Raw genomic sequence first — 25340 nt, forward strand, 5'->3', positions numbered from 1 at the left:
GGCACCTACGCACCAAAGCCGGCTGCCCCGCCGCCGCACCGAAACCGAGCCGACCAGGCCCCGGACGACCACCCGGACACCCCAACCGCCACCGAGCCGCCCGCCACGACGTCCACATCGTCACAGCCGCTACCAGCAACAAGCCGAACAGCAACACCAAGAAAACGAAGACCTCGAATAGCCCGAGGCCACGACGCAAGGGTTAAAGATCAAGTTAGGATCAGCGCGTTCACCCACAAGGTCCTGCCCGGTGCGATGCGGGACTCCACCGCGGTCTACGACATCGAGCGGGTGCTGTTCGTGCGCCCCGACGTGGCGGTGGTCAACGTCCGGCAGCGACCGATCCGGCTGGACGGCGACCCGCTCCCGGACGCCCACGAGGGCCGCCCGCTGTACGTCCTCGCGAAGGACGATGGCACCTGGCGGATCGCAGCGGCGCAGAACACGCAGGTGATGCGCAGCTAGAGTGCGTCCGGAGCGGCCAGCAGGGTGGGCAGTGTGGCGAGGAGGGGGTTGCAACCGTGCAGCCAAACGTTGTAGCCGCCGACCTTGGCCGCCGGGTTCGCGCCCTTGCCCGTCGGCAACGACACCCGATCAGCGACCGCGTCGTGCGGGCCGGCCTGCTGGCCAGCCGCATCACTGGTACGAGGCCGGCACACGACACCAGCTTCGGATCATCGAACGTCACGCTGTCAACGCGTGTCCTAGCGTAATCTCACCCGCGAGGTGCCCTCTCGACCGAGTGATGCCGCAGGCGGCATTGACGGCGACACGCTCTCGATAAAGCATCATCGATGGTGAGAACTCGCAATCGTTGTAGGTTCTCATTGGATATGGCGGCTCTCGGGGCGATGACATGGGGATCGGCTGACTTCTCACCGCGTTGGCGGCGGTCTTTTCTCACGCAGGCGGCGCTTCACTCGCGATCTCCGGTGACTGGTCGCCGGTGCGCCGAACCTTGCGAGGTAGTGCCAGACCCGTTTGAGGTCCTGTTGGTCGTGATTTCCGCTGCGGGCGGCGTCGCCGATCAGTCGGGGTGTGAGGTAGCCGCCGTCGGCGAGTGTGGTGCCGAGGTCGACGTAGTGCTGACCGCGGTAGTCGGGGTGTCGGCAAAGTTCGGCGACGGAAAGTCGGAATCCCGGGTGCCATTCGAGTGGGCAGGGCAGCTGCCGGGCGGCGGTCTCGACGTCGGTGTGCTGGTAGCTGGGGTCGAGGACGAGGGCCTCGACGTCGTGGGCGAGCCGGACGCCGCCGTGGACGTGTGCCTCGATGTAGTCGTCGAGCTCGTCTTGTTGATCGGCGGTGGCGAGGGCGATGAGGGACATGCGGTCGGCAACCGCGAAGGCGGTCGGCTCGAAGAAGCTGTCCGGGTAACAGAACGTCGCCCTGGCCAGGGCCGCTGTGGTCAGCCGCAGGTGGGCTGATCCGAAGCGGGGTGCCGCGCCTATGACCTTGTCGCGGAAGTTCAGCCCGCCGTAGACGGGTCGAACGTGGGCTGGGGCCTGGTCGTAGGCGCCGGCGAACATGGTGTGTTCCCAGCGCCATCGGTCGCCGCCGGGATGTGCCGTGAGTCCGCCGTTGCTGGTGCCGGTCACGAACTGGGACAGGTAGCTGCCGTCGGCGGCGAGCGCCTGCAGGATTGGCTGGCCGGTGGCGATGCGGTCGGGATGGAAGTTGAGCGTGATTCGCAGGGATGCGTCGGCCGGCGGGCCGGCAGACAGCGCGGCGACATGCTCCAGGGCTCGTCGGCACGAGGGGTGGATGGCCTGGGCCTGCTTCGGGTCCGCGCCTATTGGGACCGTCTCAACCCCGCTGTCTGTTGAGTGCACGACTATCATCATGCCGGGTGCGCTGGATGTCGGCAGACGGGTTTTGGCGCAAGCGGAACAGCGGCATTCGGATCCGTCGCCGGCGAATGGCCGTCGACTCCGACGATAGCCTGCACCAGCCCTCGACCCGCGGCAACCTGCTTGCTTCCGCTGTCCGTCATTTCTGCAGATGGCGGCACGCCTCGCCCGACGCGCGGACGGCCACCGCCGACGACCTTTCGGTTCGACGGGAACACGAGGGGTCCGCTGGTGGCCATCGCCCCGCTCCTGGCCCGGGTGGGCCGGCTGGCAGGCGGATGGTGATCCGGGCGCGCAACGGCTTTACGGGTACAGCCGTCGACTTCACCTGGGCCGCCAGGCTCGACAGGCCCGACGGCGCGGTCATCGGATCCGGTAGCACCACCTTCAACATCCCACTCGGCTCGCGCACCGCCCAACCAATATCCTTCACCATGCCAGCCGGGTTCACCTCACCCTGTCGACTGCGAAGTCGGGTACCACCATGTTCACCGACGCGGTCGAGTACTTCACCGTGGGCAGCGGTGGCAGCGGCCCGGCGCCGGGCACCTACCGCATCGTCAGCCGCGACAGCGGCCTCGTCGCTGACGTGTACGCCCGCGCGACGAACGACGGGGCCCAGGTCGTGCAGTGGAACGCCAGCGGCGGAATCAACCAACAGTGGCAGTTCGTCCCGGCCTGACCAGCCGACAAGCACGTCGAGCAGGGCAGAGCCCTTCCCGGCCCTTCCTCGCGGGGTGCCCGGCGAGACCGCAGGCCACGAGTGGGTCACACCAATCGACACTGGTGGGTGACCGCATGTGGGCACGTCTTGCCGGGCACCTCGACAAGGGGCTGACCGGTGCCAACCGAGCCCGGCCCCGGCCTGCGCGAGGCCCTTGCCGCGTGTCGGGCCGGGGGCGCCATGACCGTGACGAAGCTGGACCGGCTGGCGCGGTCGGTGGCGGGTTGCGGTTCGACGTCGGAAGTGGTCCAGTCGGATGCCAGCATGCATATATTACAACTTGATATGAAAATGGTTTTCATTTACCTTCTCGCTGTTACCGGAGAAGGAGATGAACATGACGTGGGCCAGGCGGCTATTCGCGGGCGTATTGATCGCGGCATCGGTGGCCCTGACGGCGTGCAGCGCGTCACCGGGCGCCGACGGCAGGAGCAGTGGCGCGTCGACGACGCTGCGGGTGGTCGGTCCGTTCGAGGTGCACAGCCTCGACCCGTCCACAGGTGACGGTTTTTTCACCCGTTTGCAAGTGGCTGAGACTCTGGTCGATGCCGACGGCCGGGGCGCCGTGCAGCCCGGCCTCGCGACGTCGTGGAAGGTCTCGGACGACCAGCGGGAGTGGACGTTCACCCTGCGGCCCGGGGCGGTGTTTCACGACGGCACGAACGTGACCCCTGAGGCGGTCGTCGCCTCGCTGGAAATTGCCCGGGGCAAGCCGGCGACGCCGTTGGCCGACGCGCCGATCGAGGCCGTCACGGCGACCGACGGCCGGGTCCGGGTGCAGTTGAGCAAGCCGTATGCACCTCTTCCCGCCGTCCTGGCGCACACCAGCGCGCAGGTGCTCGCGCCCGCGTCGTACGGCAAGGACAAGACCGTGCAGGCCGTCATCGGGACCGGCCCGTACAAGGTCGAGCGCGTCAAGCAGCCCGCCGAGATCGACGTGGTGGCGTTCGACCGCTGGGCAGGTACCGCACCGGCCATCCAGCGCGTTTCGTACCAGGCGGTCGGGCGCGCCGAGACCCGGGCGCTGATGGCCGAGAGCGGGCAGGCCGATGTGACGCTCGGCCTCGACCCGGTCAGCCGCCAGCGGGTGGAGCGTGCCGACGGTGTCGAGATCAGGTCGGTGACCCTTCCCCGGACCATCCTGCTGAAGGTGAACGCGGGGCACGACAAGCTGGGTGACGTCCGGGTGCGCCGGGCGATCAGTGCTGCCCTGGACCGCAAGGCAATGGCGACCGCTCTGTTGCGCGATGAGGAGATGGCGGCGACACAGCTGTTCCCGCCGTCGCTGGAACAGTGGCACCAGAAGTCGGTGGCACCGCTGGGGCACGACGTGGAGGGGGCCCGGGAGCTGCTTCGCCAGGCAGGTTGGGTTCCTGGCCCGGACGGCGTGGTGACCAAGGATGGCAAGCGGTTCGAGGTGAGCCTGCGAACCTTCCCGGACCGACCCGAGCTGCCGGTGCTGGCCACCGCGATGCAGGAAGCGTTGAAGCAGGTGGGCATCAGTGTGAAGGTGAAGGTCGGCAACTCCAGCGAGATTCCCGCCGGTCACCAGGACGGCACGCTGGAACTGGCTCTGTTCGCCCGCAACTTCGCCCTCGTGCCGGACCCGCTGGCCACCCTGATCGGCGACTACGATCCGCGCGGTGCCGACTGGGGAGCGATGGACTGGAACAACGCCGAACTGACGAGCACGCTCAACGACTTGGCCGGCGGCGTCGACACCGCCACGGCTGCGGCGGCACGCACGAAGGTGGCGGGCATCCTGCACAGCGAGCTGCCGCTGATCCCGGTGGCCTGGTACCGGCAGAGCGCGGTGGTCAGCGACCGCGTCGACGGGTTCACCCTGGATCCGCTGGAGCGCTCGTGGCTGATCGACAAGCTGCGGTGGTCGTCGTGACGACGATTCCTCCGCCGTTGGACGCCGAGGAGACCGTGGAAGCCACACGAGTCGAGCGCGGCGCGGTGCGCCGGGGCACGGCCCGGCCGATCCTGCGGGTACTGGCGCAGCGGGCCCTGCAGGCCGTCTCGGTCACACTGCTGGTGTCTACCGCCTGCTTCCTCATCGTGCAGAACCTGCCCGGCGACCTCGCGTACCGCATCGCTGCCGGACGTTACGGCTACGACCGGGTCACCGCCGCATCGGCCGACGCGGTGCGCGCCGACCTCGGCCTCGACGCCCCGGTATGGCAGCAGCTGGCCGGTTGGTGGGCCGACCTCGTACGGCTCGATCTCGGTACGTCCCTGGTCACCGGCGCTCCCGTCCTGCACGAGCTGTACCTGCCGGTGACCAGCAGTCTGCACCTCGCCGGTACGGCGCTCGCCTTGGCCCTGGCCGTCGGCGTCCCGGTGGGGGTGGTGGCTGCCCGGCGGCCCAACGGCCTGCTCGATCGGGTCACCACGGTATGGGTCGCCGGCTCCCGGGCGCTGCCCCCGTTCCTGCTCGGCCTACTACTGATCCTGGTGTTCTCCGTGCATTTCGGCTGGCTCCCGGCTGTCGGCCACGGCGCCGCCTCCAACGTCGTGCTGCCCGCGGTGACGCTCGCGGTCGGTCTGTCCGGGCTGTTCGCCAGGGTCACCCGCGACACCGTGGCGCAGATCCGCACCAGCGACTTCGTCGCCTTCGCCGAGAGCAAAGGCCTCGGTGAGCGTGCCGTGCTGCTGCGGCACGTGCTGCGCAACGCCGGTGTCACCCTCGCCGCGTACGTGGGCGTGCAGGCGCTGGTCCTGATCGAGGGGGTGGTGGTCGTGGAGAGTCTGTTCGCCTGGCCGGGCCTCGGGCACGCCTTGGTCCACGCCATCTTCTGGCGTGACGTTCCCGTCGTCCAGGCCGCCGCGGTGGCCCTCGCGCTGCTCGTCGTCGCGGTCAACACCGTGGTCGACGTGGCCGGGCTCGGCCTCGACCCGCGGCCACGGCGCCGGTCGGTGCCCTCGTGAGCGCCGCCGTGACGAGCGCTCGGGCGCGGCTGCGCGGGCTCTCCCTGGCGCAACGCGGGGCCCTTGGGCTGCTGATGCTGCTCGCGGTGTTCGCCGTCGCCGGCCCGTGGGTGTGGCCGGACCCCGTCGCGCAGGACCTGTCCCGCTTCCTCGAACCGCCCAGCCTGTCCGAACCGTTGGGCCGCGATCACCTCGGGCGCAGCGTCGCGGGACGGCTCGCGTCCGCCACCCGGCTGTCGCTGCTGATCGCCGTCGCCTGTGTCGCGACGGCGATCGTCGCCGGCATGCTGGCCGGCATCCTCGCCGCCTGGCGCGGCGGACTCGTCGACACCGTCCTGCACGGGCTGTCCGAGGCATTCGTGGCGTTGCCCGCGCTGCTCATCGTCCTCATGGTGTCCGCGATGTCCGGCGGAGAGCTGTGGACCCTCTACGCCGGGATTGCCCTGGCCCAGTGGATCGAGTACTTCCGCGTGGTGCGGGCCCGCAGCGCCCTGCTGTTGAGCGGACCGGCCGTCGAGGCCGCGACGCTGCTGCGCCTCGGGCCGATGCACGTGCTACGCCGCCACCTGTGGCCGGACCTGCGCCCCCTGCTGACCACCATGGCCACCTTCGGCATCGGCACCGCCGTGCTGGCCGTGTCCACCCTCGGCTTCGTCGGTGTCGGCGTCGCGCCGCCGACCCCCGAGCTCGGCCAGATGATCACCGAGGCGTTCCCGTTCTACCACGAGGCACCGTGGATGTCCGTGGCGCCGGCGCTCGTGCTCGTCGTCGTCCTCGTCGGGCTGCTCGGCCTGCGAACCAAGGAGAGCGCATCGTGAGCATGCACCTGCAGGACGTCGTGATCACGCACGGCGGGCGCACCCTCGTCGACGTCGCCGACCTGCACCTGCCCCGCGGTGAGGCCGTGACGATCGTCGGGGAGAGCGGTTCCGGCAAGTCGCTGCTCGCGCACGCCGTCATGGGTACCCTCGCCGCCGGGCTGACCGCCCGTGGCCGGGTGACCATCGACGGCACCGGGTACGACCTGGCGGAACGGAGCGCCCGCCGCCGCCTGTGGGGCCGGGTGATGGCGCTGCTGCCGCAGGAGCCGGTGCTCGCGCTCGATCCGACCATGCGGGTACGGGGGCAGGTCGCCGAAGGGGCTCCGGCCTTCCGCTCCGACCGGCGGTCCGCGTACCACGCCGCGGAGCAGCTGCTCGGCACCCTCGGCGTCGGCGACGCTGCCCGCAGCTACCCGCACACCCTTTCCGGCGGGATGGCACAGCGTGTCGCGTTCGCTGCGGCCACCGTCGGCGGAGCCCGCATACTCATCGCCGACGAACCCTCCAAAGGCCTCGACACCCACGCCCGTGAGGAACTCGCCGACCTGTTGCGGCAGCACGTCACCGGTGACGGCGTCCTGCTCACCATCACCCACGACCTAGACCTGGCCCGCCGCCTGGGCGGGCAGGTGCTGGTGATGCGCGAAGCCGCCATCGTCGAGCGCGGGACCGCGGAGCAGGTCCTCACCAACCCGTCGCATGCGTACACACAACGGCTGCTGGCTGCCGAACCCAGCCGGTGGCAGCACCCATGGGTGTCCGCCATGGGATCCCCACCGGCAGATGAACCCGACACGCCGTTTCTCATCCAGGCCGACCGAGTCACCAAGGGATACGGCAAGCGGGACCTGTTCGCGGACGTCACGCTGACCATCCGCCCCGGGCAGCGGCTGGCCCTGGCCGGGCCCAGCGGATCCGGCAAGACAACCCTCGGCAACGTCCTGCTGCGCCTGCTGCCGCCCGACGTCGGCAGGGTCGTCCATGCCGCCGATCTCGGCGGGGGAAGGCTGCAGAAGCTGTACCAGGATCCCGCCGTGGCATTTCCCTCCCGGGTGCCGATCATCGTCGGGCTGCGAGACGTCCTGCGCCGCCACCGCCCCGAGCCGGGACGCCTCGAGAGGCTGATGGGCGCGATGCGTCTCAGCGAGGATCTGCTGCACCGACCCCCCGGGCAGGTCTCCGGCGGCGAACTGCAGCGCGTGGCGATCATCCGCGCGATGCTCCTCGACCCACTGTTGATCTTCGCCGACGAGCCCACCTCACGGCTGGACCTCGTGACCCAGGAGGAGACGATGTGCGCCCTCATGGAACAGGTCGACCGGTCCCGCTGCGCCCTGCTGCTCGTCACCCACGACCTGGCCCTCGCGAACGCCGTCGCCCATGACGTCCTCACAGCGACCACGACGCCGACGGGCCCAGAGCGGCAGGCGCACACCGGGCAGTTGAGACCACCCAGCAGCACGCCACCGGTACATGCCGGGGGATGACTGACGGTCGACGTAGAGCGAGCTGGGCTGCTGCAGCAGCAGCCCAGCTCGCTGGCTACCCCTGATCGGCCGGAGCGACATCAGCAGATGGGTGGCGAGCCATAGTCATGTGGCGGCCGAGCGAGCTCTGTGGTTCCTGCCGGTTGGAATCGACGCCGCAGAGATCAAACGGCCCTGCTGGGGTTACGCTGCGCTGGTTTTGAGCTGCCGGGTCCGGTCTTGTAATGCGGCGTTGACGGCGGCTTCGACGTGCAGCCGAGAGGTCGGGAAGACGGGAACGGGGCTGTCGGCGGGTGAGATCAGCAGTTCGATCTCGGTGCAGCCGAGGATGACGCCCTGCGCACCGGACCGGACGAGGCGCTCGATGACCTTCTGATAGGTCTGTCGGGATGCCTCGCGGACGTCGCCGAGGCATAGCTCGTCGTAGATGATGCGATGCACTTCGGCGCGGTCGTCCGGTTCCGGGACGATCACGCGCAGGCCGTGGCGGGCGAGCCGATCGCGGTAGAAGGCCTGTTCCATGGTGAAGGCGGTGCCGAGCAGTCCCACTGTGTGCAGGCCGGCGGCGGTGACCGCCTCGGCGGTCGCGTCGCCCAGGTGCAGCAGCGGAATGCTGACGGCGGCCTGGACCTGGTCGGCGACCTTGTGCATGGTGTTGGTGCACAGCAGCAACAGGTCGGCGCCCGCGGCCTGCACCGCGGCGGCGGCCTGGCCGAGCAGGCGACCCGCCTGTTCCCACTGCCTGGTGCTCTGGAGGTGCTCGATATCGGTGAAGTCGACGGAGTACAGCACGCACCGTGCCGAGTGCAGGCCGCCGAGGCGGTCACGGACCAGTTCGTTGACCAATCGGTAGTAGTGGGCGCTGGACTCCCAGCTCATTCCGCCTAGCATCCCGATCGTTAGCACGTGTCCTTCCTACCATCGGCAGTCAAGGCGTGATCGAACAGTTGGCACGTGACCCGCAGCTTGGTCATCGGTCGGACGTCCCGATCCTGTGCACGCTCATCGACAGTGCCATCGGCTCCTTGGCGTCGTAGAGCAGGCTGGCGATCGTGGGCCGGGCCCGCCTCACCTCGCCGTACCGTCCGCCCCAGGGCGCGGGACCCGGTCGTCGCCACGTTGAGTGCGATTCGGATCACTTCTTGTGATCATTGACGCCGGTCGGTAGCGTTTCGGTCGGCGGATTTCAATTATTTCCATCTGTCAATGCCAAGGTCGTGGCGGTGGCCCGGGCTGTCTTCTGTCGCATGCTCGCCGTCGGTTGATTCCGGCTGGGCGCAGCCGTGCCCGAGGATGCCGCCGACAGTGATGGGGCGGTCATGACGACGTTGATCATCGGCAACAGCCGGACCTGGGAGATGGTCGGCGATCTGGCGGGACTGACCTCCGACCAGTTGCGGGCCGGTGGTTGCGTCGCACAGCGCATGTTCTGGTTCGCCCGGGACGGCGACGTACTGGTGTTGCCGTTCGCCCCGCCGGCGGACTATCTGACCTACGTCACCCACCTGACCGGAACCGACGCCTCCTCGCTGACCGTCGTGATCCCCCCACCTGGCAGTCTCGGCTCGGATATCCTCACCCCGGATCGGCTCACCGATCCGAGCTTCCTGAACGATCTGCGCCGCGCCCTCGGCAACCGGCAGCCGGTCGAGATCGTCGCCGTTTACAAGGATCTCTCCGTCACCGGGCTCGCCCGGGCGTTGGCCGCGGAGGCGGCCTTACCCGGTTATCCGTTCAGCGCCCAGGCCGGCGACGCGCTGGTGAACAGCAAGGCCGGATTTCGGGCGCTGGCCGCCGGAGCCGGGGTGCCGATCGCCCCAGGCACCGTGGTCACCCGGCCGGAACAGGCGCTGGAGGCGATCACCGACCTTTTCGATCAGGACCACAGCGTGATGGTGAAGCTGGAGTTCAACGGTGGTGGTTTCGGCAACGAGATCCTCAGCCGTACCGATGGCGTCGTGCCGACCGGCGCACCCCGGGTGGTGGTGTTGCCGGACCGTCCCGCGCTGCTGTCATACGTTCAGCGGCGCTGGGAGTGGCTCACCGCCGGCCACGCGCACCGGCTGGTGGTGGAGCGGTTCTTCCCCGGCTCCACCACCGTCTACGCGGAGTTCCTCGTCACCGAGGAGGCAGCCCAGCTCATCGGGGTGGGTGAGCTGTTGATGGAGCCGGTGGCGATCGGCACGGTGGTGCCGGCGCAGACGATCGACGCGGAGACCAGAGCGGAGTTGCTCGACGGCGCCGATCGGCTGGTCGAGTCCCTACGCGTACTCGGTTACCGGGGGGTGGTCAGTGCCGACGCCATCGTCACCCCGGACGGGCAGGTGCTCTTCACCGAGACCAATTGTCGCCTGACCGGTACCACCCACCTGCACCTGGTGCTCGACGGCCGCGTGGTCGATCCCGGCTACCGGGAGAAACGAGTCTTCCTGGAACGCGACGGTTGGGCCGTGCCGTCGTTCACGGCGGCCATCGGGCGGCTCGCGGCGGCCGGCCTGGGTTACGACCCGGCCAGCCGTACCGGGGTCGTGGTCACCTCCAACGACGTTGACGGGGACGGCACCGTCGCCTGCTGCGCTGTCGCGGACGATCTTCAGTCGGCGGAGCAGCTGCACCGCAGGCTGGGTGAACTCTTCGTGGACCAGTGGTCATGACCCGCGCCACGTCGTCGGGACGGACCAGCGGTTCTGGCCGGGGGCCGGTGAACGTCAGGCCGAACCCCATCGGTCGCCGGCGGTCGCGATGAGCCGGCGGATGCGGGCGGTGGTCCTGCGCCGACCCGGCGGCCCGGAAGCGCTACGCGTCGAGCGGATACCCGAACCGTCGCCCGGCGCGGGGGAGAGCCTGATCGACGTGACCCTGACCGGGGTCAACTTCGACGACGTGGAGCGAACTGCCGGTGCTCAGCCGGAGCTGCCGCTGCCCGCGGTGCTCGGGGTGGAGGCGGTCGGGTACCGGCGGGCCGACGGCCGGCGGGTGGCCGCGCTGCTACGCCAGGGTGGTGGGTACGCCGAGGTGGTGGCGGCCCGGGACGCGCATACCGTGGAGATCCCGGTGGGCATCGACGACGCGCAGGCGCTCGGCCTGTTCGAGCAGGGCGGCACCGCGTACGGGGCGCTGTCGCTGGCCGGTCGGCTGCGGGCAGGGGAGAGCGTGGCGGTCTCCGCCGCGGCCGGCGGGGTCGGGCACCTCGCGGTGCAGCTCGCGGCAGCGCTCGGTGCCTCGCCGGTGATCGGGCTGGCGTCGACCTCGGTGAAGCGGCAGTTCGTCAAGGGGCTCGGCGCTGACGTGGCGCTGGACCCGGCCGACCCGGAGCTGGCCGACCGGGTGCGAGAGGCGGCCGGCGGAGCCGGCGTGGACCTGTTCGTCGACTCGGTGGGCGGCGCGGTGGCCCGGGCCGCCCTCGCCAGCCTGGCACCGTTCGGACGGTTGGTCTGTTTGGGCTGGCGTCCCGCAACGCGGAGCGATCCCGGAACCGTCGGCGGCGGTGCCGGGTTGGCCGGGGCCGAACCGGCGGGCACGCAGGACCCGGCCGGCGTCGTCGCGGTGACCACCGCGCAGTTGGCCCAGGGGTCCATCGGCTGCGTCGGCTTCTGGATGCGGCACGTGGTCGACGACCGTGGGCTGTTGTGCGGCGTCGCCGACCGGCTCTTCGAGCTGGCGGGGCGGGGTCGGCTCACGGTCCACGTCGACCGGACGGTCGCGTTGCACGAGGTCGGCGCCGCGCATGCGGCGATCGCCGCCCGCGCCACCACGGGCAAGGTCCTCATCGACGTACGCCGGGAGGCATGATGTTCACCCGGTACTGCCGTTCCATGCTCTGCACGCCGGCGATCGCGGTCGACCGGTACGCCAACTGCCACCGGTCCGGAGCCGACATCTGCCTGGTCGACCTGGAGGACTCGGTACCGCCGCAGGCCAAGGCCGAGGCCCGGGCCCGGGCGACCGCGTTCTTCACCTGCGAGAGCGCGGCAGATCGCCGGTGCGCCGTCCGGGTCAACGTGATCACCGATCCGGACGGCATGCGGGACCTGCTCGCTCTGCGCGAATATCCGGTCAAGCCACCTATCGTGCTGGTACCCAAGGTCGAATCGCCGCGCGACGTCGAGATAGTGGCGCGACTGCTCCGACCGGTTCGCCCTGACCTCGAACTGTGCGCGGTGATCGAGACGCCGCGTGGGGTGGAGAACGCCGCGGCGATCGCGGCGGCGTCCCCCCGCCCGCGTGCGCTGATCTTCGGAGCCGCAGACTACGCGTCCGCTCTCGGCACCCGACTGCGCTGGGGGCCGCTGGCGCAGGCCCGGATCCGGGTGGTGAATGCCGCCCGAGCGGCCGAGGTCGAGGCGATCGACTCGCCGACCTTCCAACTGCAGGACCTGACCGCGCTGCGGCGGGAGGCCATCCTGGCACAGGACCTCGGGTTCAGCGGCAAGATCGCCCTGCACCCACGCCAGGTGGCCATCATCAACCAGGTCTTCTCACCGGACGCGGAGTCGCTGGAAGCGGCCCGGCGGGTGGTGGCCGCGGGCCGGCGCAGCGGCCAGGGCATCACCACCGTCGACGGGGTGATGGTCGGCCGGCCCTTCTTCGAGGCGTCCCAACGGCTGCTCGACGAGTTCGACCCATCCGGCTGACCGTCGCCGAGACAGCAGCCGTCGGCCCCATCGGCAGGGAGAGGGAAATGACGAGTACCGAAGAGCACCAGAGCGTCGTCGGGCCGCACCGGTATCGCAACGCCGAGAAGATGATCCGGACCGCCGACCCGGTCTGGCAGGCGGCGGCCGACCATGGCCTGACCGGGATCAGGGTCGACACGCCCTCGGGCGACTCGAACAACCGGCTCGTCGACCGGGCGACCGGTCGCGAGTTCGTCAACATGTGTTCCTGCGCCTACCTCGGGCTCAACCACCATCCGGCGGTGATCGCGGGTGCGATGTCGGCGCTACGCGAGGCCGGCACCACCTGGCTGGTCACCTCCACCACCCGCATCCGGCACCAGTTGCTGGCCCGGCTGGAGGAGGAGTTGGGCGACCTGTTCGGCGCCCAGGTGCTCCCTGGTACCACCTGTAGCGCGCTCACCGCCGGAATTCTGCCCCTGGTCGCCTCCGGGCACCTCGCTCCGGGTGGCCCCCGGGTGATGGTCTTCGACCGGTTCTGCCACTTCTGCATGTCGTACGTGAAGCCGATCTGCGCCGAGGAGAGCCTGGTCCTCACCTGCGAACACAACGACCTGGACTACCTGGAGGACGTCTGCAGGCGGTACCCCAGCGTGGCCTACGTCGCCGACGGCGCGTACTCGATGGGCGGCGCTGCCGCCTTGGACGGTCTGTTGGAACTCCAGGACCGGTACGGATTGTTCCTCTTCATCGACGACTCGCACTCGCTTTCGCTTGTGGGCGCGCGTGGCGAGGGCTTCGTGCGATCCCGCCTGACCATGAACCCGCTCACCGTCGTCGTCACCAGCCTGGGCAAGGGCTTTGGCACCGGCGGCGGCGTGGCCATGCTCGGTGACCGGGCGATGTACGACTTTCTGGCCCGGCACGGCGGGCCGGTGGGCTGGTCGCAGAACATGGCCCTGCCCCTGGTGGGAGCGTCGTTGGCGAGCGCCGCCATTCACCGCTCAGCTGAGCTGGGCCAGTTGCAGCGCCGGCTGCACGAGAACGTGGCGTACTTCGACGAGCTGTTGCCCACCTCCTTCGCCGGCAACGGCCTGCCGGTGCGTCGCATCACCGTGGGCGACGCCGATCGGGCGATCCGGCTCTCCGCGGAGCTGTACCAGCGGGGCTTCTACAGCTCCGCGGTGTTCTTCCCGATCGTGCCGCAGGGACAGGCCGGGCTGCGAATCATGATCCGCGCGGATATCGACCAGGGGGTTCTGGCCACCTTCGCCGACCACGTGCGGGAGCTGACCGATGCGGCCTGAACAGGAAGGGCGGCCGGCGGCGGACCGCTGCGGTCCGACCGGTTACCGCATGGTGGGGGAGAATCGGTACCGCGAACAGGTCGGCTTCTACTACGACGAGATCGTCGTCGGCACGGTGATCGAGCACCGCCCCGGCCGCACCGTTACCGAGATGGACAACGTGCTGATGAGCATGTTGAGCATGAACGCGTCACCGCTGCACATCGACGGCGCGTACGCCGCCGCGGGCCCGTGGGGCCGACCACTCGTCTCCAGCCTGGTGACCCTGAGCATCGTCGGCGGGATGACCGCCCGTAGCACCAGCGGCCGGGCCATCGCGAACCTCGGCTGGGACCGGATCCACCTGCCCAACCCGGTCTTCGTCGGAGACACGCTCTACGCCGAGAGCGAGGTGACCGCCAAACGGCTCTCCACAAGCCGGCCGGGCGAGGGCATCGTGAGCTGCCGTACCACCGGCCGCAAGGCCACCGGCGAGGTGGTCCTCACCTTCGAGCGCAGCTTTCTGGTGCCGACGGAGAAATTGCCGACGGAGAAATCCAGCATCGACGACAGGACAGGATACTGACCGTGACCGCAGAGCGGACCGTCACCACGCCGGCCCCGTCCGTCCCGGATCCGTTCGGTCGGCCGGCGGTGAACTCCTGGGACGAGTTCACCCGGCTCCGTGAGATCGTCGTCGGGGACGCCACGCACATCCGTCTCCCGGAGCAGGACGACCCGTCGGCGTGGCTGAGCTGTTTTCCGAAACTGACCCGGGCCGAGCTGGGCAAGCTCGAGGTGGGCGAGGTGCCGGCGCAGATCGTCGAGGAGACGAACGAGGACCTGGCCGTACTCTGCGCCAGCCTGCGCGGGCTGGGCGTGACCGTGCACCGGCCCGCGATCGTCGACCACAGCGTCGAGTTCGCCACGCCACGCTGGCGCAGCGCCGGCTTCACCTCGTACTGCCCGCGCGATCTCACCCTGGTGGTGGGCTCCACCATCATCGAGACCGCCAGCCCGACGCGGTCCCGCTACTTCGAGCTGTTCGGGCTGCGCCCCCTCTTCCAGCATTACCTGCTGCACGGCGCCACCTGGCTGGCCGCGCCCCGCCCGCAACTGCTCGACGAGTTGTACCTGGTAGACCCGGACGGTCTGCCAGACCTGGGGGAGAGCGAACCGGTCTTCGACGCCGCCAACGTCCTCCGGCTCGGCCGCGACCTCTTCTACCAGGTGTCGCGCAGTGGCAACGAGTTCGGTCTACGCTGGCTGGAGTCCGTCGTCCGGCTGCTGGGGGACATCCGGGTCCATCCGCTGCGCGGAATCTACGGCTACACCCATATCGACAGCACCATCGCCCTGCTGCGCCCTGGGCTGGTGCTGCTCAACCCGGGCCGGATCAAGCCGGACGCCATACCGGAACCGCTGCGTGGCTGGGATGTGCTGTGGTGTCCGCCGCTGCGTCGGTCAGCGGTGGGACCGCCCACCTTGAGCGAACACTGGATCAGCATGAACCTGCTGATGGTGGACGAGGAGCACGCCATCGTCGACGCCGACCAGCCGGAGCTGATCGCCGCGATCGAGGGGCGCGGGATCACCGTGCTGCCGCACCGGCTGCGCCACGCGCAGTTGCTCGGTGGCGGCTTCCACTGTGTCACGCTGGACACCGTCCGGGTCGGCGGGCCCGAGAACTATCTGGACTGAGCGGCCCCGTGTCCCGGCGCGAGCGAGCCCACGCCACCGTCCACATCCCCTCCGGGCACGGCCCGCCGGCACCGGTCGCCGAGCCCCCGTACGGCGTCGACCAGCTCGGGCGGCCCGGCGACGGTGAAGTCGACGCCGATCACCGCCACCATCCACGCCAGGTCCCCGGGCGTGCCGGCGCCGAGGTGCAGCAGGCAGCTCGTCGCGTCAACGGCCTCCACCGTGCCCATGCCGGGCCAGAGCCGCTCGGTCACCACGGCGGCCGGTGCGTGCATGGTCACGCTCGCCTGTACCGCCCACGGCCCGAGGGACAACTGCCGCGCCAGGTACGCCGCCGCGTCCCCGCCGGGTGGCTCCCGGCCGGCGAACCGTGGGCCGGTCGGGGTCCAGGGGCGGAGCCGGTCGACGCGGAAGCACCGCCAGTCGCCGCGCCCGGTGTCCCAGGCCAGCAGGTACCAGTGCCGCGCGAAGCTGACCAGGGTGTGCGGCTCGACCAGCCGGCTCGACCGGCCGCCGTGGTGGTCGGTGTAGTCGAACCGCAGCCGTTCCCGCCGGTAGCAGGCGGCGGAGATCGTGGCCAGGACGTCCGGACCGACCGTCGGCCCCGGATGCCCCGCACGGACGGTGGCGTACTGCACCGCCGCGACCTGGTGGCGTAGCCGGGCCGGTAGGACCTGTTCCAGCTTGGTCATCGCCCGCAGCGCCGTCTCGTCGATGCCGGTCACCGCGCTGGCGGCGGCAGTGCGCAACCCGATCGCGACCGCGATTGCCTCGTCGTCGTCGAGCAGCAGCGGCGGCAGGACTGCCCCGGCACCGAGCCGGTAGCCGGCGCGGCCCTGGCTGGCGTGCACCGGGTAGCCGAGCTCCCGTAGCCGGTCGACGTCCCGCCGGATCGTGCGCACGGTGACGCCGAGCCGGTCGGCCAGCTCCGGGCCGGAGCGGTGCCGGCGGGACTGCAACAGGGACAACAGTTGGAGCAGCCGCGCCGAGGAACTCACCATGGTGGCGAGACTGCCAGAAGGTTGGGACCGATCCTGACCTCAGTGGCTCCTAACGTCGGTGCCGTGACTACCGCAGCTGACGACATCCGCCCCTTCCGTATCGCGATCCCACAGGCCGACCTGGATGACCTGGCAACACGGCTGGCGGCCACCCGCTGGCCGGAGCTGCCCGACGTCGGCTGGCAGCGCGGCGTCCCCGCGTCCTACCTGAGGGAACTGGCCGGGTACTGGCGGACCGGGTACGACTGGCGTAAGCACGAGACCGCGCTCAACGACATCCCGCAGTACGTCACCGACGTCGACGGCCAGCGCCTGCACTTCCTGCACGTCCGCTCACCCGAGCCGGACGCGACGCCGTTGCTGCTGTTGCACGGCTGGCCGGGCTCGTTCGTCGAGTTCCTCGACACCCTCGGCCCGCTGGCCGACCCGCGGTCCCACGGCGGCGACCCCGACGACGCGTTCCACCTGGTGGTGCCGTCGCTGCCCGGGTTCGGGTTCTCCGCCCCACTGGTCGGACCCGGCTGGGGCACACAGCGGATGGCCGGGGCGCTCGGGCGGCTGATGGCCCGGCTCGGGTACGACCGCTACGGCGTGCAGGGCGGCGACACCGGCTCGTGGGTCGCCTCGGCCCTCGGCCGGCAGGCCCCCGACCGGGTCATCGGCGTGCACGTCAACGCGCTGTTCACCTTCCCCACCGGTGCCGAGGGGGAACTGGACGGCCTCACCGAGGTCGAGCAGCGCCGGTTGGCAGACATGGCGGAGTACAACGACGGCTACCTCCAGATCCAGGCGAAGTCCCCACACACCCTGGCGTACGGGCTGCACGACTCGCCGGCCGCCCAGCTCGCCTGGATCGTGGAGCACTTCCAGCGGCTCACCGACCACCCCGACGACGGGCTGCCCGACGACGCAGTCGACCGCGACCGTCTGCTCACCAACGTCACCCTCTACTGGCTGACCGGCACGGGCGGCTCCGCCGCCCAGGTCTACTACGAGGACATCACCGCCGCCGCGTGGAGCGACGAGGCCGGTCGCGGCGACGTACCCACCGGGGTCCTGGTCGCCACGGCCCGCGATCTCACCGTCCGCCGCCTCGCCGAGCGCGACCACCACGTCGTGCGCTGGACCGAGTACGACCGGGGCGGGCACTTCTTCGCCATGGAACAGCCTGCCCTCCTCGTCGACGACCTGCGCGCGTTCTTCCGGACGCTGCGCTGAGACCGGCCCGGCCAACCCGGCCAGCCCACCGGCTGGCCGGGTTGGCCGGGCCCTCGTTGACCGCGAAGCCCTGCGTCTGCGCGCCCGGTCGCACTACCCGTCGTCGGCCCGGTCCGGGAGCATTTTCGCCATTTTCGGCAATCACCCCCGACGGGGTCGCCACGATGGGACAGACCCGTACGACGGGTCCGGCCTGTGCCGCGGGCGGCGAGGGGGATGACGATGCAGGACGTGGCGACGGCGACCGCGCCCGCGGTATCCGGGACACTGGGCCTGGCCGAGCAGGTGTGGATCAATGCCCGGGAGGACCCCGCAGCGGTGCAGTTCGTCCGCCCGGCGCCGGTGTCCCGGGCGTGGCCCGCCCGACGGCCGGTGCACGGCAGCGCGCTGCCGGTGACGTGCGAGCAGTTCCGGGACGACGTCCTGGTCCTGGCCCGTGGCTTCCTCGCCTCCGGCGTGGCACACGGTGACCGGATTGCCCTGCTCAGCCGTACCCGCTACGAGTGGACGCTCGTCGACTACGCCCTGTGGGCGATCGGCGCGGTGACCGTGCCGATCTACGACACCGCCAGCCGGGACCAGGTTGGTTGGATCCTGGCGGACGCCGGGGCGACGGGCTGCGTGGTCGAGCAACCCGGCCACGCCGAGATGCTCGCCGGCCTGCGGCCGGACCTGCCGGCGTTGCGTCAGGTCTGGCAGATCGACGCCGGTGACCTGATCGCCCTCGCCGGGTGCGGCCGGAGCGTCGACGACCACCAGGTCGACGCCCGTCGTACCCGGGTGACCGGTGCGGACATGGCGACGATCGTCTACACCAGCGGGACGACGGGCCGGCCCAAGGGATGCGTGCTGACCCACCGCAACATCCACTGCGACGTCACCGCCGCCGTCGACGTGCTGTCACCGGTCCTGCACCCGGGGGCGTCGACGGTGCTGTTCCTGCCGTTGGCGCACGCGTTCGCCCGGCTGATCCAGGTGGGCATGGTGCAGACCCGCGCCACGTTGCTGCACAGCGCCGACGTCACCGGCGTCACCGAACAGCTGCGCACCTACCGCCCGACGTTCATCCTCGCGGTGCCCCGGGTCTTCGAGAAGATGTACAACCGGGCGCGGGACAAGGCGGCCGATGCGCACCGGGGCCGGTTGTTCAACCTGGCCGCACAGGTGGCGGTGCGCCACAGCCGCGCCCGCGACACCCCGGGCGGCCCCGGCCTGCCGCTGCGGCTGGCCCACGCCGTGTGCGACCTGCTGGCGTACCGGAAGATCCGGGCGGCGTTGGGCGGACGGTGCCGGACGGCCATCGTCGGCGGCGCGCCGCTCGGCGAGCGGCTGGGGCACTTCTACCGCGGCGTCGGGGTCACCGTGCTGGAGGGGTACGGGCTGACGGAGACGTCACCGGCGTTGACGGTGAACCCGCCGTCGGTCCAACGGATCGGCACCGTCGGCCGGCCGTTGCCCGGCGTGGAGCTGCGCATCAACGACGACGGGGAGATCCTCGCCCGGGGAGACGTGGTCTTCCCCGGCTACTGGAACAATCCGGACGCCACCGGGGCGACGTTCACCGCCGACGGCTGGTTCCGCACCGGTGACCTGGGCAGCTGGGACGACGGCTGGCTGCGCATCACCGGCCGCAAGAAGGAGATCATCATCACCGCGGGGGGCAAGAACGTCGTCCCCGCCCCGATGGAGGAGGCCGTCCGCGCCCATCCGCTGGTCAGCCAGTGCCTGGTCGTCGGGGACGGCCGGCCCTACGCGGCCGCGCTGGTCACCATCGACCAGTGGGCCTGGGTGCGCTGGCGTGCCGCGCGCCAGCGCCCGGACGCCTCCGTGGCCGAGCTGCGGGACAGCCCGGAGCTGCGCCAGGAGGTGCAGGCCGCGATCGACCGGGCCAACGAGACGGTGTCCACGGCGGAGCAGATCAAGACGTTCCGCGTCCTGCCCGAGGACTTCACCGAGGAAGCCGGGGAACTCACCCCCACTCTCAAGATCAAGCGCGACGTCGTCATCGAACGGTACGCCGCCGACGTCGACGCCCTCTACCAGGGCCACTGACGCAAGATTGTCCCCGTACGCCGGTTGAGGCGTACCTTCCACCACATCTGCTGCCGGGTGCCCTCACCGCGCCTCGTCACGGGTGAGGACGAACGTGAACGGGTGGGGGAGCCGCCGGTTCATCGGGGTGGTGGGTTCAGCCCGATTTTGCGGTTTCTGTCCGGAGAGGGCGGGATGTCGGGCGACCCGACGCAGGGTGACCGATCATGCTGGTGCGGTGATGCGACCGTCTTCCGGCAGGCCGGCCCGGCAACGGCGGGATGCCGTTCCGAGTGTCCGTGACGTGGCGGCTGCGGCGTGGGTCCGGGACAGCTCATCCAGTGGCTGTCCACCATGGAGGACCTGAAGGTCGACGGGCAGACCGCGTACTGAACTACGCCGGGAACCTGAGCGACAACAGCGCCCGCGTCAACGCCGCGAACGCCGGCTGGTGGATGTTCAAGTGGTACGGCGACCTGGAGGGTGCCCAGACCGTCGCCGTCACGCCACCCGCCCTCGACACGGTGGACACCCTCCAGGGCATCGGCGCTGTCGACGTCGCCAACAAGCGGGCCACTGTCCTGTACGGCGGCGGTTAGCAAGCCGGTGTTCCTGCGCCTGTCCGGTCTGAAGCCGCGCGTCTTCGGCCCGCGCGTCGACATCGAGGTTCGCGAGATCACCCTGTCCGGCGCGGAGGGCGTCTCCGGCATCCCGTCCGTCGTCACCGCAGCACCGGCGCCACGAGCGCCAAGGTGACGGTCAACGGCCGTCGGGTGGCCACGGTCGCCGCATCTCGCCGGGGCGACTGGCGCTCCACCGTGCGGGTGCACCTCAGCCAGGGCATCAACGAGGTCGAGATCCGTTCGACCAGGGGCATCCTGCTCCAGCAGGTGACCATCACCCGGGTCGCCGAGGCCGACACCGCCGCGGTCACGGTCGAGGCGGAAGAACCGCTTCCTAAAACGCACCATCCCGGTGAGGCTCCACCGCCGACGGTCCGCTGGTCTTCGGCAACCCGGACGCCTACGCCCCCGACATCGACAGGATCAGCATCGCTCCGGTCACCCTGGGCGCGCCGACCACGGTGCGCCGCTGAACCGGCCGACCAGGAGACGCGGGCCCGGGGGAGGAGACCCAGCTCCCCACGGATTGTCGACCTTGAGGAACTCCTGCCGTGGCTGCCGAGGGTGGCGGCGGCCGAGGGGGTGCCCCGCCCCGGGCGGGGCACCCCCTCCGTTGCCCCGGGCACGCTCGAAACGGGCCTACCGGCGGGCTGTGGGACCGAACATGGTGTCCCGCCAGCGCAGCAGTTCCGAGCGGGCCGCGGTGAGCTGCTCGGCGGTCACCGGTGCGCCGGACGTGGCGCCGACCACGAGTGCGACGTGCACCGTACCGGCGGGGGAGTCGGCGGTGTCGACCAGCAGGCGCTGCGCGGAACGCGCGCCGACCTCCCGGGCGACCGACACCGGCCCGGTGGCGGGGACGCCGTGCAGGGTGGCGACGTCGCTCACCACGGCGGTGCCGGCGGCCGGGAACGAGGCGGGCAGGTGCAGCTCGGTCGGCCCGTTCGGACCGGTGGCCGGCTGACGCCAGACCAGCACCCCGTACTGGCGTCCGGCCACCAGCGCCGACACCGCCGGCATGGTCGCCGGCGGGGTCAGCCAGGCGCGCTGCTGCCCGGCGCCGCCGTAGCCGGATCGGGCCAGGTCCTCGTAGGCGAAGGCGAGGGTGTCGCCGGCCACCGCACTCGGGTAGAGCCGATCGAGCAGCCGCCGGTCCAGCCGGAGTGTCACGGTCCCGGCGTCGTCCATCTCGACGGCCGAGTGGTCCTCGTCGTTCCAGGCGTCCCCGTCGGTCTGCACCTTGTCCGGGTTGCCGTTCATCAGCTCGTGGTGCCGGTCGTGGTAGATGTCCCACTGCCACTGGGTGCCCGACAGCACCGTCCCGCCCGCGCGCGGGTCGGCCCACCACCGGGCTCCAGCCACCCCGGCGTCCATGCCCTGGTACATCGCGCGCAGCATCCACGGGGTCCGGTCGCTGCCGTGGCCGGAGAGCTTGTTGCCGAACTCGGAGACGAACGGCGCGGTGTCCAGGTCACCGGCCCGGCTCCGGATCCGGTTCATCGCCGCCGCGTATGTGCCGTCGCCGGCGGGGGAGGGGTCCAGGGTGATCCGGGCGCCGTCGTAGTAGTGGCTGTTGAACACGAAGCGTTCGCCAAGCGGCGGGGACTGCGGTAGCCCGCCCTGCTCGAAGAATCCGGTGTTCCAGAAGACCAGGGGCTCGACGAAGGCCGGTTTCGCCGTCCAGCCGGCGGTGTCCATCGCCGCGCGGAAGCGTTGGTAGAACGGGAGCAGGTAAGTGCGTTCCCACTCCGCGCCGGATCGGCCCTCCAGACCCCCGTCGAAGGGCTCGTTGAACGGGTCGAACCCGATGATGTTGCGGAACGACGCGGCCGGCAGCCGCTGCGCGAGATGCCGCATGGCCGCCGTGGCCTGGGTGAGGAACGCGTCCTGGACGCCGACCTCGCCGGCATCGGTGCGCAGGGTCCGGTTGTGCCAGAAGTCGGCCATCGCTTGGCGCACGGCCGCGTTGGTCATCATGTTCTGCCCCCACAGGAAGCAGATCCCGCACGACTCGCGGGGGTAGCCGCCGGCTTGGATCACCCAGGCGGGTGCGCCGTCACCGGTGTACCAGCTGTCGCGGTGGAACAGGTGAGCGGAGTAGAGATCCTGGTGGTAGTCGACCAGGACATAGATGCCACGGTCGGTGAACTCGCGGATCTGCTCGACCGCCCGGTCCAGGTAGCCGGTGTCGATCCGGTCCGGGGCCGGCTGGACCCCCTCCCAGGAGATCAGGAAACGGATCGTGTTCGCCCCGGTCAGGTCCCGCATGGCCTGTGCGGAGACGGCGGCGTCGGCGCGGCTGCGGAACGGCAGGAGGTTGTTCTCGTACAGCTTGGTGCTGCCCGAGACGTTGAAGCCGCGCAGCACGACCTCGCGGCCCCGCTCGTCGCGGAACACCCCGCCGTGGGCGGGGTGCGGCGCGACGGAGACAGCACCACCGTCCGATGTGGTCGCCGCCGGGCCGTGCGGCCCGGCGACCACGGCGCCGGCGGATGTCGTCAGGGCGAGAGTCAGACCCGCCGCTCCCAGAAACGTGAATAATGCTCGCGAAGCCATCATGGACGAATGTTAATGCATGAGTGGTGTGGCGTCTCGCGGTTCCGGCGCGCCGGGTCACTCCTTTTCCGGTGCGCCGCCGGTGCGCCGGGCCCCGCGCCGACCCCACCGCACCGCTTGTTGCAATGTTGTGGCTACTGCGCAGCGCTGAGCTTGTGGTCAGCGCCGTGCGGTGCGTGCTGCCGGTAGCCCGATCAGCGATCCATCATCCGCATCTGCTCTTCGTTGTGGTGCTCGCCTGCCGCCAACGGGAGGCTGTCGAGCCTGGCGATCTGTTCGGCGGTCAGTTCGACGCGGTCGGCGGCGATGTTCTCCTCGACCCGGTCGACCCGCTTGGTGCCAGGGATGGGAACTATGTCGTCACCCTTGGTGAGAATCCAGGCCAGGGACACCTGGGCGGGCGTTGCGCCGACCTCGTCGGCGATGGCCTCGACCTCGTCGGCGATGCACAGGTTACGCCGGAAGTTCTCACCGGTGAATCGTGGATTGGTCGTGCGTAGGTCGGTGGCGTCGAAATGCTCGGCCGAGCGGACCTGGCCTGTGAGGAACCCATGACCCAGCGGTGAGTAGGCCACGAACCCGATGTGCAGTTCGCGCAGGAGTGGCAGCACGGCCGCCTCGGGGTCGCGGGTCCACAGGGAGTACTCGGATTGCAGCGCGGCGACCGGGTGCACGGCGTGGGCGCGGCGGATCGTTCCGACGCTGACCTCGGACAACCCGATCTGGCGTACCTTGCCTTCGGCGACGAGTTCGGCGAGAGCGCCGACGGTGTCTTCGATCGGTGTGTTCGGGTCGACGCGGTGCTGGTAGTACAGGTCGATGTAGTCGGTACCGAGGCGCCGCAGGGAGCCCTCGATGGCGGCGCGGATGTTCGCCGGGCTGCTGTCGAGCTGGCCCGGGCCGCCGCCCGTGTGCGAGATCAAGCCGAACTTCGTCGCCAGTACCACCTCGTCACGGCGGCCGTGGATGGCCCGGCCGACGAGCCGCTCGTTGGTGAACGGCCCGTAGACCTCCGCCGTGTCGAGCATCGTCACACCCAGCTCGATCGCCCGGTGAATGGTGCGGATGGACTCGGTGTCGTCCATGCCCGCACCGGTGTAGCCAAAGGACATGCCCATCGTGCCCAGGCCGATCCGGGAAATGTCCAGAGTCCCCAGCTTGATGCGCTTCACATGCTTCCCTCTCGACCGGGATGTGTGATCTGTTGGTGGTTCGCACCGCTGCGTACCAACCGGCACCAGCCGTCCGATCTCCGTGCATCGACATGCCGCACGGTGATCGGACGGCGGCCGCACCGGCACTCCACGCAGTCGGATGCCGGTGTCACACCTCGTATTCGACGCCGACCCCGCCGAAGTGAAGCCGGCCTTGGACGGTCACCTTGGCGCCGTCGCTGTCGTAGCCGGTGAGCAGCCCGGCCTCCATGAGCCGGAGGACGATCTGGGTGCTGAGCTCCTGCCTGCCCACACCGCCGAGCCGCTTGACGAGCGTCTTGTATCCGAACTCCTCCTCGGCAAGGTCCTGGAAGACCTGCCGGGTCGCCTCGTCCAGCGGGTACTGGTTCATGTCCAGATCGTCTTCGTTGGACAGAATTTCTCGCGGCTCAAGACGAAAACTCAGCGCATCGACCCGGTAGTAGGGCTTCAAAATGGCCTTGCTGCCAGTCCACCGCAGCCGCGTGATGCTGTTGAGGCGGGCGGTCAGATCGCTGATCCAGCGCACCCGCGCCGCGTTCAGCTCGGCCTCGGAGAACTCGTCGCTCAGCTGCTGCCGCTGGTGCCTGCCGATGGAAATCATCGTGGACGCCCGGTCGCGGAAGCCGTCCAGCGTCACACCGGAGTCCTGTCCATCGCGCGCCAACTTCTCGAACCACTTCCTGCGGCTCAGCCGCTCGTCGTCGGACTCGCTGATCCGCCGCTTCCGCCAGAATTCGGAGTCCGGTTCCGTGAAGGACGCGAACGTGTAGAACGACGCCAGGAACTCGTGGTACTGCTCGTATGCCTCACGGTAGGTGCGGTTGTACCAGGCGTGCACCGCGTCGGTCTCGTCCTTGTTGTGGGTGATTCGGTCGATCGCCGCGGCCGCACAGACGGCTGACTGTGAGGCGAGATGCACCCCCTGTGAGAACAGTGGATCGGTGAAGCACGCGGCGTCGCCGCAGAGAAAGAACCGATCCGCGGAAAACACCTCGGTGTCATAGGACCAGTCGTGCACGATCCGGACGTCGTCCACCATCTTTGCGCCGGCGAGGAGGTCCATGGCCTTGCCGCACTTCGCCAGGGTGGATCGGTAGAACGCGTCGGCCCCCAGCTGCCGCACCTCGGCGGACTTGGTGCGGTCCACGACCAGTCCGACGCTGTACAGGTCACCCTTCATCGGGATCATCCAGACCCAGCCGTCCTCGAAGGTGATCGAGTATGTCGTGCCCTTCAGGTCACCCTCGAACGGGTCCTTCCGCTGAAAGTACGACCAGACCGCGAAGTTCTTGTAGAACT

General features: G+C 70.0%; 24 protein-coding genes. 17 read left to right on the forward strand and 7 right to left on the reverse strand.

The genetic code is table 11. The features are described 5' to 3' along the window. The first annotated feature begins 219 nt into the window (after positions 1-219). Positions 220-465: an SgcJ/EcaC family oxidoreductase gene (locus tag E1258_RS11865; protein ID WP_256370986.1), complete on the forward strand. Its 246-nt coding sequence runs from the start codon at positions 220-222 to the stop codon at positions 463-465. On the opposite strand, the gene E1258_RS35390 is transcribed toward E1258_RS11865, so the two are convergent. After that, positions 462-590 carry a hypothetical protein gene (locus E1258_RS35390; RefSeq protein ID WP_256370985.1) on the reverse strand — a complete coding sequence of 43 codons (129 nt, stop codon included), beginning with the start codon at positions 588-590 and terminating at the stop codon, positions 462-464. The genes E1258_RS11865 and E1258_RS35390 overlap by 4 nt on opposite strands. 285 nt (positions 591-875) lie before the next feature. Then, positions 876-1829 carry a DUF3626 domain-containing protein gene (locus tag E1258_RS11875; RefSeq protein ID WP_243715364.1) on the reverse strand — a complete coding sequence of 318 codons (954 nt, stop codon included), beginning with the start codon at positions 1827-1829 and terminating at the stop codon, positions 876-878. A gap of 502 nt (positions 1830-2331) precedes the next feature. Between E1258_RS11875 and E1258_RS33255 the strand changes: the two genes are divergently transcribed. The 6 genes from E1258_RS33255 to E1258_RS11905 all read left to right on the forward strand — a co-directional run bounded on the left by E1258_RS33255 (position 2332) and on the right by E1258_RS11905 (position 7813). After that, on the forward strand, positions 2332-2529 hold the full coding sequence (locus tag E1258_RS33255) for an RICIN domain-containing protein (protein ID WP_165949728.1): 198 nt from the start codon (positions 2332-2334) through the stop codon (positions 2527-2529). 228 nt (positions 2530-2757) lie between these two features. Then, positions 2758-3075, forward strand: coding sequence for a hypothetical protein (locus E1258_RS34635; protein ID WP_243715366.1), 318 nt, complete (start codon positions 2758-2760; stop codon positions 3073-3075). A 22-nt stretch (positions 3076-3097) separates the two neighbouring features. Beyond that, a complete protein-coding gene (locus tag E1258_RS11890; RefSeq protein WP_243715367.1) occupies positions 3098-4468 on the forward strand; it encodes an ABC transporter substrate-binding protein in 1371 nt (456 codons plus the stop codon). Then, positions 4465-5505: an ABC transporter permease gene (locus tag E1258_RS11895; RefSeq protein ID WP_243715368.1), complete on the forward strand. Its 1041-nt coding sequence runs from the start codon at positions 4465-4467 to the stop codon at positions 5503-5505. The genes E1258_RS11890 and E1258_RS11895 overlap by 4 nt, the downstream gene beginning before the upstream one ends. After that, a complete protein-coding gene (locus tag E1258_RS11900; protein WP_132399560.1) occupies positions 5502-6323 on the forward strand; it encodes an ABC transporter permease in 822 nt (273 codons plus the stop codon). The genes E1258_RS11895 and E1258_RS11900 overlap by 4 nt, the downstream gene beginning before the upstream one ends. A gap of 2 nt (positions 6324-6325) precedes the next feature. After that, complete coding sequence (locus E1258_RS11905; protein WP_132399584.1) at positions 6326-7813, forward strand: ABC transporter ATP-binding protein; 1488 nt, start codon at positions 6326-6328, stop codon at positions 7811-7813. Between the two features lie 183 nt (positions 7814-7996). Here the strand turns inward: E1258_RS11905 and E1258_RS11910 are convergent, their stop codons facing one another. Further along, positions 7997-8704, reverse strand: coding sequence for an aspartate/glutamate racemase family protein (locus E1258_RS11910; RefSeq protein ID WP_256370987.1), 708 nt, complete (start codon positions 8702-8704; stop codon positions 7997-7999). 428 nt (positions 8705-9132) lie between these two features. Here E1258_RS11910 and E1258_RS11915 point away from each other — a divergent pair, with 428 nt between their 5' ends. From E1258_RS11915 to E1258_RS11940, 6 genes are all read left to right on the forward strand, one after another. Further along, positions 9133-10467, forward strand: coding sequence for a peptide ligase PGM1-related protein (locus E1258_RS11915; protein WP_132399564.1), 1335 nt, complete (start codon positions 9133-9135; stop codon positions 10465-10467). Positions 10468-10567: 100 nt separating this feature from the next. Next, positions 10568-11605 (forward strand): zinc-binding dehydrogenase, encoded by a 1038-nt coding sequence (locus E1258_RS11920; RefSeq protein WP_207919520.1) that lies wholly within the window; start codon positions 10568-10570, stop codon positions 11603-11605. Beyond that, complete coding sequence (locus E1258_RS11925) at positions 11605-12447, forward strand: CoA ester lyase (RefSeq protein ID WP_132399586.1); 843 nt, start codon at positions 11605-11607, stop codon at positions 12445-12447. The genes E1258_RS11920 and E1258_RS11925 overlap by 1 nt, the downstream gene beginning before the upstream one ends. Before the next feature lie 47 nt (positions 12448-12494). Then, positions 12495-13736, forward strand: coding sequence for an aminotransferase class I/II-fold pyridoxal phosphate-dependent enzyme (locus tag E1258_RS11930; RefSeq protein WP_132399568.1), 1242 nt, complete (start codon positions 12495-12497; stop codon positions 13734-13736). After that, entirely contained in the window at positions 13726-14301 is a 576-nt protein-coding gene (locus E1258_RS11935) for a MaoC family dehydratase (RefSeq protein ID WP_132399570.1), read from the forward strand. The genes E1258_RS11930 and E1258_RS11935 overlap by 11 nt, the downstream gene beginning before the upstream one ends. Positions 14302-14303: 2 nt before the next feature. Then, positions 14304-15416 (forward strand): scyllo-inosamine-4-phosphate amidinotransferase, encoded by a 1113-nt coding sequence (locus E1258_RS11940; protein ID WP_132399572.1) that lies wholly within the window; start codon positions 14304-14306, stop codon positions 15414-15416. Here E1258_RS11940 and E1258_RS11945 read toward each other — a convergent pair. Then, on the reverse strand, positions 15404-16417 hold the full coding sequence (locus E1258_RS11945) for a YafY family protein (protein ID WP_132399574.1): 1014 nt from the start codon (positions 16415-16417) through the stop codon (positions 15404-15406). The genes E1258_RS11940 and E1258_RS11945 overlap by 13 nt on opposite strands. Before the next feature lie 84 nt (positions 16418-16501). Between E1258_RS11945 and E1258_RS11950 the strand changes: the two genes are divergently transcribed. From E1258_RS11950 to E1258_RS33260, 4 genes are all read left to right on the forward strand, one after another. Then, positions 16502-17635, forward strand: a complete 1134-nt coding sequence (locus E1258_RS11950) for an epoxide hydrolase family protein (protein ID WP_207919522.1) — start codon at positions 16502-16504, stop codon at positions 17633-17635. A 222-nt stretch (positions 17636-17857) separates the two neighbouring features. Beyond that, a complete protein-coding gene (locus E1258_RS11955; RefSeq protein ID WP_132399588.1) occupies positions 17858-19687 on the forward strand; it encodes a long-chain fatty acid--CoA ligase in 1830 nt (609 codons plus the stop codon). A gap of 320 nt (positions 19688-20007) precedes the next feature. Then, positions 20008-20265: a hypothetical protein gene (locus E1258_RS11960; RefSeq protein WP_132399578.1), complete on the forward strand. Its 258-nt coding sequence runs from the start codon at positions 20008-20010 to the stop codon at positions 20263-20265. A gap of 7 nt (positions 20266-20272) precedes the next feature. Beyond that, complete coding sequence (locus E1258_RS33260; protein ID WP_165949730.1) at positions 20273-20422, forward strand: hypothetical protein; 150 nt, start codon at positions 20273-20275, stop codon at positions 20420-20422. A gap of 506 nt (positions 20423-20928) precedes the next feature. Here the strand turns inward: E1258_RS33260 and E1258_RS11965 are convergent. From E1258_RS11965 to E1258_RS11975, 3 genes are all read right to left on the reverse strand, one after another. Further along, entirely contained in the window at positions 20929-22770 is a 1842-nt protein-coding gene (locus E1258_RS11965) for a cellulase family glycosylhydrolase (RefSeq protein WP_243715371.1), read from the reverse strand. 269 nt (positions 22771-23039) lie between these two features. After that, positions 23040-24017 carry an aldo/keto reductase gene (locus E1258_RS11970; protein WP_132399592.1) on the reverse strand — a complete coding sequence of 326 codons (978 nt, stop codon included), beginning with the start codon at positions 24015-24017 and terminating at the stop codon, positions 23040-23042. A gap of 151 nt (positions 24018-24168) precedes the next feature. Then, positions 24169-25278, reverse strand: a complete 1110-nt coding sequence (locus E1258_RS11975; protein ID WP_256370988.1) for a tryptophan 7-halogenase — start codon at positions 25276-25278, stop codon at positions 24169-24171. Between the last annotated feature and the right edge of the window lie 62 nt (positions 25279-25340).

Source organism: Micromonospora sp. KC207 (assembly GCF_004348615.1).
In the GTDB taxonomy this organism is placed as follows: domain Bacteria; phylum Actinomycetota; class Actinomycetes; order Mycobacteriales; family Micromonosporaceae; genus Micromonospora.